The organism is Bradyrhizobium sp. Bra64 (assembly GCF_024519875.1).
Lineage (GTDB): Bacteria > Pseudomonadota > Alphaproteobacteria > Rhizobiales > Xanthobacteraceae > Bradyrhizobium > Bradyrhizobium japonicum_G.
Genome location: NZ_JALJRD010000006.1, coordinates 1 through 12,815 on the forward strand (window position 1 = coordinate 1; position 12,815 = coordinate 12,815).

The 12,815-nt window shown below is 64.4% G+C and carries 11 protein-coding genes, 1 tRNA gene and 1 pseudogene; 7 read left to right on the plus strand and 6 right to left on the minus strand.

The genetic code is table 11. The features are described from left to right. The first annotated feature begins 339 nt into the window (after positions 1-339). The gene (locus NR187_RS18765; RefSeq protein WP_211381335.1) at positions 340-1,563 is read left to right on the plus strand and encodes an ABC transporter substrate-binding protein; all 1,224 of its coding nucleotides are present in this window, start codon (positions 340-342) and stop codon (positions 1,561-1,563) included. Between the two features lie 78 nt (positions 1,564-1,641). Here the strand turns inward: NR187_RS18765 and NR187_RS18770 are convergent, their stop codons facing one another. Then, the gene (locus NR187_RS18770) at positions 1,642-3,204 is read right to left on the minus strand and encodes an adenylate/guanylate cyclase domain-containing protein (protein WP_211381334.1); all 1,563 of its coding nucleotides are present in this window, start codon (positions 3,202-3,204) and stop codon (positions 1,642-1,644) included. Positions 3,205-3,396: 192 nt separating this feature from the next. Here NR187_RS18770 and NR187_RS18775 point away from each other — a divergent pair, with 192 nt between their 5' ends. Then, entirely contained in the window at positions 3,397-4,488 is a 1,092-nt protein-coding gene (locus tag NR187_RS18775) for an enolase C-terminal domain-like protein (RefSeq protein WP_211381333.1), read from the plus strand. Between the two features lie 22 nt (positions 4,489-4,510). Here the strand turns inward: NR187_RS18775 and NR187_RS18780 are convergent, their stop codons facing one another. Next, complete coding sequence (locus NR187_RS18780; RefSeq protein WP_211382386.1) at positions 4,511-4,756, minus strand: hypothetical protein; 246 nt, start codon at positions 4,754-4,756, stop codon at positions 4,511-4,513. Between the two features lie 11 nt (positions 4,757-4,767). Continuing rightward, a pseudogene (locus tag NR187_RS18785) lies at positions 4,768-4,899 on the minus strand (L-2-amino-thiazoline-4-carboxylic acid hydrolase); the annotation flags it as partial. Between the two features lie 490 nt (positions 4,900-5,389). Between NR187_RS18785 and NR187_RS18790 the strand changes: the two are divergent. Then, positions 5,390-6,688, plus strand: a complete 1,299-nt coding sequence (locus tag NR187_RS18790; RefSeq protein ID WP_211381332.1) for a heme-binding protein — start codon at positions 5,390-5,392, stop codon at positions 6,686-6,688. A gap of 271 nt (positions 6,689-6,959) precedes the next feature. On the opposite strand, the gene NR187_RS18795 is transcribed toward NR187_RS18790, so the two are convergent. Further along, positions 6,960-7,034, minus strand: a tRNA-Val gene (locus NR187_RS18795). A 72-nt stretch (positions 7,035-7,106) separates the two neighbouring features. Then, positions 7,107-7,466, minus strand: coding sequence for a cell cycle two-component system response regulator CpdR (cpdR, locus tag NR187_RS18800; RefSeq protein WP_007597092.1), 360 nt, complete (start codon positions 7,464-7,466; stop codon positions 7,107-7,109). 366 nt (positions 7,467-7,832) lie between these two features. Between cpdR and NR187_RS18805 the strand changes: the two genes are divergently transcribed. The 3 genes from NR187_RS18805 to NR187_RS18815 all read left to right on the plus strand — a co-directional run bounded on the left by NR187_RS18805 (position 7,833) and on the right by NR187_RS18815 (position 11,012). Next, positions 7,833-8,723 (plus strand): N-formylglutamate amidohydrolase, encoded by an 891-nt coding sequence (locus tag NR187_RS18805; protein ID WP_211381331.1) that lies wholly within the window; start codon positions 7,833-7,835, stop codon positions 8,721-8,723. A gap of 521 nt (positions 8,724-9,244) precedes the next feature. Then, entirely contained in the window at positions 9,245-10,027 is a 783-nt protein-coding gene (hisN, locus tag NR187_RS18810; RefSeq protein ID WP_211381330.1) for a histidinol-phosphatase, read from the plus strand. 19 nt (positions 10,028-10,046) lie between these two features. Continuing rightward, positions 10,047-11,012, plus strand: coding sequence for a tripartite tricarboxylate transporter substrate binding protein (locus NR187_RS18815; RefSeq protein WP_211381329.1), 966 nt, complete (start codon positions 10,047-10,049; stop codon positions 11,010-11,012). Between the two features lie 69 nt (positions 11,013-11,081). On the opposite strand, the gene NR187_RS18820 is transcribed toward NR187_RS18815, so the two are convergent. Further along, positions 11,082-11,972 carry a LysR substrate-binding domain-containing protein gene (locus NR187_RS18820; protein ID WP_211381328.1) on the minus strand — a complete coding sequence of 297 codons (891 nt, stop codon included), beginning with the start codon at positions 11,970-11,972 and terminating at the stop codon, positions 11,082-11,084. Between the two features lie 89 nt (positions 11,973-12,061). Here NR187_RS18820 and NR187_RS18825 point away from each other — a divergent pair, with 89 nt between their 5' ends. Next, on the plus strand, positions 12,062-12,814 hold the full coding sequence (locus NR187_RS18825; RefSeq protein WP_211381327.1) for a sulfite exporter TauE/SafE family protein: 753 nt from the start codon (positions 12,062-12,064) through the stop codon (positions 12,812-12,814). Position 12,815 lies beyond the last annotated feature (1 nt).

Sequence of the window (12,815 nt, forward strand, 5' to 3'; positions counted from 1 at the left end):
TGAGGGTCTGATATCTCACCGCAAAACGCGACCTCATCCTGAGGGCCCGCCCGTAGGCGGGCGTCTCGAAGGATGGGCCGCAGGCAAGCTGCCCGCCACGCCTTTCTTCATATGCGATAGCCCTGCGCAAGCGGGGCAGGGTCAGGGAGAGGGGTACCACGCGGCACACTCTCTCGATCGTCCGCGCGTCAGCACGCCTGCCGCTTTTGTCCGGGCTGCCATCCGTCGCATCGAACCGTGCCACGAGGCCACACGATTGACAAACGCTTGACCTAGATCAAGCGGCCTTGGTGCGGATTGAGCCGACCTCGATGAGGGGCCAACGTCAAGGTATCGCGCATGCGCGTCTCCGGCAGGATGCTGTTCGTTTCGATGGTTGCCCTGGCATCGCTCGGGGCGATGTCCCAGGAGCGCGCCGATCAACCTACCGCCGACAAAGAAATCCGTATCGGCAATGTCATGCCGTATTCGGGTCCGCTGTCGGAGTTCGGCGCCATCGGCCAGGCGGAAGCTGCCTATTTCGACATGGTCAACGCGCGCGGCGGCATCAACGGCCGCAAGATCCGCTTCGTCACGCGCGACGACAATTCCGACCCGACGACGGCGCTGGAGCTGACGCGCAACCTGGTCGAGAAGGACGACGTGCATTTGATGTTCGGCTCGTTCGGCACGCCCGGCAATCTCGCCGCGCGCTCGTATCTGAACGAGAGGAAGATTCCGCAGCTTTTCGTCGCCTCCGGCGACGAGGAACTGAGCCAGGCCAAGGCGTTTCCCTGGACCATGGGCTGGCAGCCGTCGTTCCGCTCGGAGGGGCGCATCTACGCCAACTATCTCCAGGCCTATTATCCCGGGAAGAAGATCGTGGTGCTCTGGCAGAACGACCAGTTCGGGCGCATGGTCTACAGGGGCATCCAGGAAGGCCTCGGCGACCTGAACCGTCTCGTCCTCGTCGACATCGCCTTCGACATCGCCGACGAGCATCTCGAAGGGCATATCTCTATCCTCAAGCGCGCCGGCGCCGACGTCTTCGTCTTTCTCGGCGTGCCGTCGACGGCGTCCAAGGTGATCAAGCTGGCGGCGTCACTGAAATGGCGCCCGGTCTTCATCGTCAACGATGCCTCCGCCTCGATCGCCAATGCGATGGCGCCCGCGGGCCTGGAGAATTCCTCCGGCGTGATCTCGGCGGCCTTCCTGAAGGATCCGAGCGATCCCGCCTGGAAAGACGATCCCGCCATGAAGGACTGGTTCGCCTTCATGGACAAGTACCATCATGTCGAGAGCACCAACAACAGCGCTGCGGTCTATGGCTACGCCGCGGCCGAGACGCTGACGCAAGTGCTGAAGCAATGCGGCGATGACCTGTCGCGCGATAACATCATGCGTCAGGCGGCCTCGCTCAGGGACCAGCAGCCCTCGGTTGCGTTGCCCAAAATCAGGATGAACACCTCGCCGAACAACTACCTTCCGATCAGGCAGATGCGGCTCGTCCAGTTCGACGGCAGGTCCTGGCAGCCGTTCGGCGAAGTGATCGAGACCGCCTTCACCGAAGGCGCGGCGCGATGAGTTGATTTGGATAGACTGCTGGGCCACCCCTCTCCCCCGCCCCCCGCAAGGGGCAGGGGAAGGTAAGAAAGAGTGCCCTCATGCCGGCTTGAGCGAGGCCAGCGCGTTCTCCAGCAGCGAGCGCACCCGCGCCGCGTCGCCGGACTTGACCACTGCGGGATCGAGATAGAGCTCCAGCCCCGGCGCACGCTCGGTGATGATGCCGCTGCTCTCCGCGGCCGCGTCGTTCAGCGCGTCGACCGAATAGGGGATGATTTCGCGGCTGATGCCCTTCATCGTGATCGCAGGCAGTGCGTGGGCTCGGACGATGTCGCTGACCAGCGCAAAGGTCTCGTAGCTCAGCACGATGCCGCCGGGCTCGGCGATCGATTGCAGGCGGGCGGCGAGGTTCGCCTCGGCACCGATGATAGTGTAGTCCATGCGGTCGCTGCTGCCGAAATTGCCGACATTGCAATAGCCGGAATTGATGCCGATGCGGGCCTTGAACGGCAGCTCGATGCCGGACGCACGCCATTTCGCGTTGAGTTCGGTGAGGCGATGCTGCATGCGCCAGGCCATCTGCAGGCAGGCCTGCGCGTCGGCACGGTCGCCCCTGGTCTCGGGGTCGCCGAAGAAGATCAGCATGGCATCGCCGATGAACTTGTCGATGGTGCCGCCATATTCGTGGGCGATCGCCGACATCTCGGTGAAATATTCGTTGAGGAGTTGGGTCAGCAATTCGGGCTGGAGCCGCTCCGCGGTCGCGGTGAAGTTCTGGATGTCCGAGAAGAAGATGGTGAGCTTCTTGCGCTCGGTGTGGATGGTGACGTCCTTCTGGCCGCTGAAGATGCTCTTGTAGACCTGCGGCGGAATGTAGCGCGAGATCTTCATCGACAGCGCGGCGAGAAAATCGTTGGCGGATTCGAGCTCCTTGTTCATGCCCTTGATGCGGCTCGCCTGACGGCGCTGGAGCGAGAGGAACGACAGGCCGCTGCCCGCCGCGATCAGGAGATAGGCCAGCAGGAACTTGAACGAGAAGATGTTGGCGGCGATCGGCTGCGCGATGATCACCTCCTGGATGCCCCTGACGTCCCCGACCTTCCAGTCCTTCTTCGGGCTCTCGGGATGGCTGTTGTGGCAGCTGACGCAGGCGGGGCCCATCGTGACGGGCGCGATCAGGCGGACCTTGTCGTTGAAGAGCGAGGTCTCGGTCTCGACGATCTTCTGCTCGGGATCCTTGCGAAGCGCATCGAGCGCGTCCTTCTCGAACTTGTCGAGCTGGTGCGGGGCGCGGTTCTGGAACGGGAAGTCCGAGACGAAGCGGTAGGTGATGTTCTCCTGCTGCGCGCCGATCACCCGGCCAAGCTCGAGCGACAGAGTCGCCGGGATCGGGATCGCGCCGGGGACGGATTCGTAGTTGTGAACCACTTTGGTGGTGCCGTTCGGGTTGGCGAGCACGCGCCCGACGACGTTGGTCGCGTAATAGCTGCGCACGCTCGTGATGACCGAATTCAGGTCGATCGCCTGCCGGCGCAGCGCGGTCTTGCTGAGCTCGGTCAGGTCCAGCCACACCGCCAGCGGCAAAGCGAGCAGGAGGAAGGCGATCACGGCTCCCGTCAGGATACCGCTCTTGCGCTGTTCTTCGGAGATTTCTTGTTTCACGCTGTGGCTCCGTTGTGTGCGATCTTGTCGCAAACCCCGGGATTTGCGGCAAGGCAGGCCGCGGCACAGAGCCAATAATTGCAGGCCGGCGCAACCCCATTTTATGGTGGTCGCCGCAAGCGACTTTTCGTTTCACCACAGATGTTTAAGATCGGCACGAACCTGCATCCACTCCGCCGGGAGATCCTCCAAATGGCCGAGACCATCCGCATCACTCGCTTCCAGGCGCGCCCCGTGATCGTGCCAATGAACCTGCCGCTCAAAACCTCCACCGGCGCGGTGGCCAAGGCGCCGCTGGTGCTGATCGATTGCGAGACCGACCAGGGCGCCGTGGGGCATGCCTATCTGTTCTCGATCACGCCGTCGGCCCTGAAGCCGCTGACCGCCATGGTCACGGAAATGTCGGAGCTGCTTGCAGGCGACGAACTGCTGCCGTTCGAGATCGAGCGCAAGCTGACCCAGCGCTTCACCCTGCTCGGCCTCGCCGGGCTGCAGCGGCTGGCGCAATCCGGCATCGACATGGCGGCGTGGGACGCGCTCGCCCGCGCCCGCGGCCTGCCGCTGGCGCGGCTGCTCGGCGGCGCCCCGAAACCGGTCAGGGCCTATAATTCGAAGGGGCTCGGGATCATGCCGGCGGGCGCCGCGGTGGACGAAGCCCACAAGCTGCTGGCCGAAGGCTTTCAGGCCGCGAAGATCCGCGTCGGCCGGCCTGATGCACGCGAGGATCTCGCCGTGGTGCGCGCGGTGCGCAAAGCCGTCGGCGACCAGGTCACGCTGATGTGCGACTACAACCAGGCGCTGACGGTGACCGAAGCGATCCGCCGCGGCGAGATGCTCGACGACGAGGGCCTGACCTGGATCGAGGAGCCGATCCGCCACGACGACTACGACGGCTGCGCCCGCATTGCGGATGCGCTGCGCACACCGGTCCAGATCGGCGAGAATTTCGACAGCGCGTTTTCAATGCAATCGGCTCTGGCGGCGGAGGCCTGCGACTACGTGATGCCGGACGTTCAGCGCATCGGCGGCGTCACCGGCTGGCTGCGCGCCGCCGCGCTGGCGCACGCCGCCGGCATCGAGATGTCGACGCATCTGTTCTCGGAGGTCAGCGCGCATTTGCTCTGCGTGACGCCGACCGCGCATTGGCTGGAATATGTCGACTGGGCCGACGCAGTGCTTTCGACGCGGCTGACCATCAAGGACGGTTTTGCGCTGCCGAGCGAGGAGCCGGGGAATGGCATTGCGTGGGACGAGGCGGCGGTGAAAAAGTATCTGGTCGGGTAGGTGCGCTGCCTTGCCCGCCGCGCTACCACGCCTCCGCGCCGGGGATCTTCTTGCGCATCGCCATGCGCTGGATCCAGATGCAGCGGCGGACGGATCTGTTGGAGCGGCCGACGGCGGAGATCCCCTCGCCGGCCTGAAGCAGCGGCGCCACGTTTTCGCGCAGCGTGCGGCAGCGCTGGAGCTCGGCCTGCCAGTCGATCATCGCTGCATCCGCGCGTGACGCAATCAGCGCCAGCATCGCCATGGCAAGACAGCTCGCCCGCATCATTCGCATTCCCTTCACCATGATTCACCCGCATCGCGCCGATAGCGGAAATCGCAATGATCGGCACCTTGCATGATGGCCTGCGTCCGCGTGAGCTTGACGTCGGAACCAAACCCCTCCGCGGTCGCGAAATCGGCGGTGCAGATCGCTTGAATCCTTGCTTGCTCGATGACGGAAACGTTCATGGGCAGCCTCGCTCGTTTCGCGTTGCTGCGACTCTTTCGCCCTGTGAAATGGAACACACTTGCGCCCACCTTAAGGTTGTACAAGGGTATGACATATTCAAGGGCGCAAGGCAGACGCGCCATAGTGCATTTTCGATGATCCCATTCTCGAACACGGAGTTGAAGGAGGCAACGCTTCGCTCGATTCCCGGTGCTCGCCTGTTGCTCGACCTCACGCTTGCCAGAACCGCAAGCTGAAAATCACGATCAATTCACGCCGTTACGTTCAGCATATCACCAAGCCCGGCGACGTCAGGCCGCTCGAATCCCACGGATGAACACGCACGCATGAGCGCGCGTGAACGATCCGTGACGCCCTGCCGAACCGGATCGCCTGACGCGAGAGACCAATCTGCCCGGACGGCCGGCCCGGGGCAATGCCGGCATCGACAATGCAGCATGGAGACCGACCATGGACGAACCGAAGCCGCTCACCAGTGCATTCAACAAGACCGCGAACTTCTCCATCCACCAGGTCGACAACGTGTTCAGGGAAGCCGCACACCCCGCCGCGGCGGCTGCCGCACGGGCAGCGCCTCCGCCGATCACGCTGCCGCCCATCCTCGGCCCGCTGTCGGCCTTCACGGGCACGTTCACGGGACAAGGCTTCAACACGATCTTCCGGCCCGACAGCAAGATCACGCCGACGCCGATGCCGGGGCCGATCAACACGACCGACCCGGACGACAACGTGCTGGAGCTGAATCTCACCGACGAGACGATGTCCTTCTCGAACAACCTCGGCTCGATCCCCAATCGCGGCTCGAACCAGCAGGCAGACGCATTCCTGAACGGCGTGCCGTATCTCCAGACCATCAACGACATCACCACCGGGACGCCCGTCGGCATTCACTTCGAACCCGGCATCTGGCTGGCGGTGCCGGCCACCACGCATCCGCAAGAACCCTTCACGGTCGCGCGCATGGCGTCCATTCCGCACGGCACGACCATCGTCGCGCAAGGCACGGCCCTGCCTCCGGTCGCGGGCAAGCCGACCATCGCGGCGATCGACATCACGCCGTTCGTCGGCGGCAATCCCGGCAACAAGATCCCGTTCCAGAACCAGACCGCGACCAACAAGACGACCCGCAGGCTGCCGCAGGATCTGACCGCGCTGATGGCCTCCGGCAAGCTCACCCAGGCCATGATCACCGATCCGAACACGGTGCTGCGCAACCAGATCGCGCATCAGACCATCACCCAGACAATCATCATCGAGACTTCGACCAAGCCCGGCTCGCCGCTGTCCGGCGGACCATTGCCGGCCGTCGCCTCGGCCGGACCTCATCCCACAGCGCCAAGCTTCGCCGGCGGCACCTCGAACATCGCGTTCCTTCAGGGCTTGCCCGTTCCGCCGCCCGGGGGCAACGGCACGAACGCCAACGCTTTCCAGATGGACGCGGTGTTCTGGATCGAGACGGTCATTTACGACATCGACGTGCCGCACCTGCCGCCGGGAACGCCGCCGCTGATCCTGCAACCCCGCCAGAAGAGCAATGTGCCGCTGGTTCCGAGCTTCGTCGCCGCGATTCCGTTCGTACCCAACAAGGGCTTCAAGGGAGGCCACGTCAGGGTGGCGACGACACAGATCCAGTATTCGCAGAAGGTCATGCTGGATTTCTTCGGCCTGACCTGGCCGCACGTCTCGGTCGCCTCGCTCGTGCCGGCAGCACCAGTGCCGATCCCGGACCATCTGCTGCCGCTGACGTGAGACGGGGACGAAGAATCATCGCAAACAGTCCGCCCGCATCTCGTCGGAAGGTGCGGGCAGCGTGAGCATCTTGCGGAGGAAAATTCGGACGCAACTCGCAGCGCCAAGCGGATACAGGCCCGCCTGCGCCCGTTGGGCTTCAAGCGCGGCATCCTTCTCTCGCTTGGCGAGCGAAGCGCATGGCCTGCCTAGCCGTAGCTCGCGGATACAGGCCCGCCTGCGCCCGTTGGGCTTCGGCGCGGCATCCTTCTCTCGCTTCGCGAGCGAAGGATGGTGGGCACGACAGGGATCGAACCTGTGACCCCTACCATGTCAAGGTAGTGCTCTCCCGCTGAGCTACGTGCCCTAGAGGTCATTTCATCGGTGGGGTCCCTATAACGGCTCAGGGGACCCGGCGCAAGGACGGAACGGGGCCGATTTAGGCCGCCAGCATCTTGTTCACTTCGCTGACCAATTCGCGCAAATGCACGGGCTTGGACAGCACCTTGGCGTTCTTGGGGGCGTCCGAATCCGAGTTCAGGGCGACCGCGGCGAAGCCGGTGATGAACATGATCTTGATGTCGGGATCGAGTTCCGAGGCCCGGCGGGCGAGCTCGATGCCGTCCATCTCCGGCATCACGATGTCGGTCAGCAGCATCTCGAACGGCTCTTCCCGCAGGCGCTGGTAGGCGGCCATGCCGTTGTCGTGGGACGAGACCTGAAAACCGGCGTTTTCCAGCGCCTTGACCAGGAAACGGCGCATGTCGTTGTCGTCTTCGGCGAGCAGGATTTTTGGCATGGCGGAAACGTCGAATCCCCAGAGGATATCAGCAGAGGTCACTAAGCCCGACGGAGGGTAAATTTGGGGTGAAAATCTTTACCCTCGGCCGGCAGCACTGCCGATCCCTTCTGAACCCGAATGCGGCACGAAGCAATCGAGCCGCGCGGGCGCATCCCCGCCTCCCTGCCCGCACGGTTAAGACATGTTCCAGCGCAGATCACATCTTTTCGCTTGGCAGACTGGTTGCGATTCCGGACAATGACGACACATAAGAGCCGCTCGACCGGCCGAATCATTCGATCCGAGCCCATGCCGGATCGTGCGGCGCCGGATCTTGTGGCGTAATGGGACGAAGCCTGAGAATAAGGGACGAAGCCTTAGAAGATGACCCGGTTTGACGGCGAGACGTCGCCAGCCTTCGAGATCGTGGAGCCCGCGCAATGGCGCGCGCCGGTCATCTTCAACTCGCCCCATTCCGGCTCGACCTATCCGGACGAATTCCTCAGCGCCTCCAGGATCGACCTGCCGACGCTGCGGCGGTCCGAAGATTCCTTCATGGACGAGCTGATCGGCCATTTGAGCGAGCGCGGCTTCCCGACCGTGCGGGTCAACTTTCCGCGCTCCTATGTCGACGTCAACCGCGAGCCCTATGAGCTCGATCCGCGCATGTTCACCGGGCGCCTGCCGAGCTTTGCCAATACCCGCTCGATGCGGGTCGCCGGCGGCCTCGGCACCATCCCGCGCGTGGTCGGCGACGGCCAGGAGATCTATCGCGACCGCATCCTGGTCGACGACGCGCTGGCGCGCATCGAGACGCTCTACAAGCCCTATCACCGCGCGCTGCGCCGGCTGATCAACAGGGTGCACCAGATGTTCGGCACCGTGGTGCTGGTCGACTGCCACTCGATGCCCTCGGTCGGCGTCAGCAGGGACGAGCCGCGGCGGCCCGACGTCGTGATCGGCGACCGCTACGGCACGAGCTGCACGCCGCTTCTGCCTGACAGGGTCGAGGAGACCATGACCGGGCTCGGCTATTCGATCGGCCGCAACAAGCCCTACGCCGGCGGCTTCATCACCGAGCATTACGGCAACCCCGCGAGCGGGCTGCACGCCGTGCAGCTCGAGCTCAACCGCGCGATCTACATGGACGAACGGCGGCGGGAGCGCGGTCCGCGCTTTGCGCAAGTCGCAAGCGACTTCGGCGTGCTTGCCGACGTGCTGGCGACCACGATCCCGTTCGGCGATCTCGGCCCGTTCCAGGCCGCGGCGGAATAGGCGGACATTTTTCTTCGGACGATCTGTCGGAAGCGATTGGCGCGAGCACGCTTTCGCTTCGCATCCGAGCGCACGTGAAAACGAAAACACGGGACAAGAAAAAAGGGCCGCTTCTGATGAAGAAGCGGCCCAAGTCTAGGGAGGAAACGCCCAAGGAGGGCAGCGGTAACGCAGAGCGCTACCGCACCGCAACAATATGCGGCCGCGCCGCACAAAGTGCAAGGGCTTTTGAGCCGTTTCCCATGCAAAACGGACATAGCTCAGTTGCTTATAGAGAAACCCAGATTCAGTTTCTTTGATAAGGAAATTCAATGGGTTGATAGTCATTTGCATACGAACAAGGCATACTCGGAACTAAGCATTCAACTCAATGATCGATATTTGGCCAGCATATGGCTCGGAGAAGGCAGGATCTCGGCATCCAAAATACCAGGGTGCAAACCAAGACAGCGCTGCACGCGCGGGGCGAATTGAGCTACGGAGATGAAAACTTCACCCGACTTTCGCTTTGAGGATACGCCGTGACGGTGATCGACTTCTCCGCCTTCATCGGACGGCTCGCCACCGCCTCCGGCGAAACCATCCTGCCGTTCTTCCGCACCTCGCTGTCGATCGACGACAAGAGCAAGACCAAGGATTTCGACCCCGTGACGGAGGCCGACCGCGCCGCGGAGGCGGTGATGCGGCGGCTGATCAAGGCCAGCTTCCCCCAGCACGGCATCGTCGGCGAGGAATTCGGCAACGAGCGCGAGGATGCCGACTATGTCTGGGTGCTCGACCCCATCGACGGCACGAAATCCTTCATCGGCGGGTTTCCGATCTGGGGCACGCTGATCGCGTTGCTGCACAAGGGCACGCCGGTGTTCGGCATGATGCACCAGCCCTTCATCGGCGAACGCTTCTACGGCGACAACGGCTCGGCCAACTACAAAGGCCCCTCCGGCGAGCGCCGGCTCCAGGTCCGCCGCTGCGCATCGCTCAGCGAGGCGACGACCTACACGACCAGCCCGCTGCTGATGAACGAGCGCGACCGCGCCATCTTCGGCCGCATCGAGAAAGGCGCGCGGCTGTCGCGCTATGGCGGCGATTGCTACTCCTACTGCATGCTGGCCGCCGGTCACGTCGATCTCGTTGTCGAGACCGAGCTGAAGCCCTACGACATCGCAGCCCTGATCCCGATCGTGACCGGTGCCGGCGGCGTCGTCACCACCTGGGAAGGCAAGCCGGCCCAGGGCGGCGGCCGCATCATCGCGGCCGGCGACGCCAGGGTTCACGAAGAAGCACTGAAGCTGCTCAACGGATAGGCGACAAAGGGAAACCGGTATGAAGAACTGGCGTAAGCTCTTACTCGCAAGCCTGCTTCTATTTCCCACCCTCGTCTCCGCCCAGAATTTCCCGGCCAAGCCGATCAAGCTGATCGTGCCGTTCCCGGCCGGCGGCCCCAACGACATCATCGCGCGGGTGATCGGCCAGCGCATGTCGGAACTTTCAGGACAGCCGGTGCTGATCGACAATCGCGGCGGCCAGGGCGGCGTGCTCGGCACCGATGCGGTCTCGAAAGCCGCGCCCGACGGCTACACCATCGCGATCTCCAGCGCCGGTGCGCTCGCCATCAGCCCGAGCATGGAGAGGGTCGCCTACGACACGCTGAATGACCTCACGCCGGTGACGCTGGTTGCGACCGTGCCGGAAATGCTCGTCGTCGCCACCAACGTGCCCGCGAAAGACATCGGCGAATTGATCGCGCTTGCCAAGGCGCAGCCCGGAAAGCTCAACTTCGCTTCCTCGGGCCCCGGCAGCCTGCCGCATCTGGCCGGTGAATTGTTCAAGCTGACGGCCAAGATCGACATCGTTCACGTGCCCTATCGCGGCGCTGCTCCCGCCGTGAACGATCTGCTGGGACAGCAGGTGCAGATGACGTTCCTCGATCTTCCGGTGCTGCTGCCGCAGATCAAGGCGGGCGCCCTGCGCCCGATCGCGGTCGGCTCTGCCGAGCGCTCGCCGACCGCGCCCGAGGTGCCCACTACCGCGGAAGCGGGCTTTGCGGACCTTCGCATCGAGAACTGGTACGGCATGGTCGCGCCGAAGGGCACGCCCAAAGAGATCGTCACCGCGCTGCATGGCCTGGCGACGAAAGCGATGGCGGATCCGGCGGTGAAGGAAAAGCTCGCCGCGCAAGGCGCGACGCTGGTCGGCGACGAGCCGGAGCATTTTCAAAGCTTCATCGCGGACGAGACGAAGAAATGGGCGAAGGTGATCAAGGACGCCGGGGTCGAGACGGCGAAGTAGCTGGTTCTAAACCTCTCCCGCCTGCGGGAGAGGGAGCGGACAGCCCATGTGTAAGCACATCGCGCCCCCTCACACCGCCTCCGCCCGCAAATGCTCCACCAGCATCTTCGCCGGCCGCGGCAGCGCCTTGAAGCTCCGCGCGCAGATCACGAGCCTGCGGTTGGCCCAGCCATCGCGCAGGCGGACCATGGCGAGCGGCATCAGCTTGGCGCAGCGGCGGGCGGCGGCTTCGGGCACCAGGGCTACGCCGACATCGGCAGAGACCAGTTGGCAGATCGCGTCGAAGTCGCGCAGCCGCGCACGGAAATGCGGCCGCATGCCGAGACGGGCGGCATGCTTGGAAATATGCACCTGAAGCGCGGTGGCGCTGGTCAGCCCGACGAACTCGCAGGCGCCTGCCTCCTGGAAATCGATCTGGCGGCGGCCGGCGAACGGACCGCGCCTGGATGTCACCAGCGTCAGGCGATCCTCGCTGAAGACGAAGCGCTCGATATGGTCGGGCAGCGCATGCTCGGCGGCGAAGCCGAGATCGGCGGCGCCCGCGGTAATCGCGGCCGCGATGTCGGTGCTCTCGCGCTCCTCGATGTCGATGGCGACGTCGCGATGCTCGCGCAGGAAGCCGGCCAGCGCTTTCGGCAGATGCTCCGACAGGCCCGAGGTGTTGGCGAGGAAATGCACGCTGGCGCGTACGCCACTGGAAAATCCGGCGAGATCGCCGCGCATGGCGTCGATCTGGTGGATGACGAGGCGGGCGTGATCGAGCAGGCTCTCGCCGGCCGCGGTCAACTCCACGCCGCGACGCCCGCGCTTGAGCAGCGCAACGCCGAGCGCGTCCTCGAGGCCCTTGATGCGCGCGCTGGCCGAGGCCAGCGCCAGATGCGACCGCTCGGCGCCGCGGGTGATGCTGCGCTGGTCGGCGACCGCGATGAACAGCTGGAGATCGATGAGGTCGAAGCGCATGGCAGGTCTCCTCTGCCTTCGTTCTTGACGAAGGCTCTCTCCGTAACCTCCAGATTGTGCCGGCGCGCGCCTTCGGTCAATGTGCGGACATGATCGACCCGCTTCTCATACTCATCGCCGCCGTCTTCCTGATCGCCGGATTCGTCAAGGGCGTGGTCGGGCTCGGCCTGCCGACGGTGTCCATGGGCCTGCTCGCGGTGAGCATGGCGCCCAGCCGCGCGATTGCCATCGTCATCGTGCCCGCCATCGTCACCAACGTCTGGCAGACCTTCGTCGGCCCGTATTTGCGGGACATCCTGAGGCGGCTGTGGCCGCTGATGATCGGGACCGTGGTCGGATGCTGGCTCAATGCCGGCGCGCTGACCGGCCCGCATGCGCGCTACGGCACGATCGTGCTCGGCGCCCTGCTCGTCATCTACGCCGTGATCGGCCTGAACAAATTCCAGTTCCGCGTCGCGCCGCAAAACGAGAAATGGGTCGGCGGCGTGGTCGGTGTGATCACCGGCGTGATCTCGGCCTCGACCGGCGTGCAAGTGATCCCCTCGATGCCGTTCATGCAGGCGATCGGCATGGAGAAGGACGAGCTGGTGCAGGCGCTCGGCGTGTTCTTCACGACGGCGACCCTGGCGCTCGCCTTCAGCCTCACCGCCGGCGGATTGCTGACGCCCGCCAACGCGGTGCCGGGCGCGGTGGGCATGGCCTGCGCCTTTGCCGGCATGTTCATCGGCCAGTCGGTGCGGGCGCGGATGCCGGCGGAAGCGTTTCGCCGCTGGTTCCTGATCGCGATGATTTTGCTGGGCCTCTATCTCGCCGGCAGCGCGCTGGCGAAGGAATTCGCCTGAG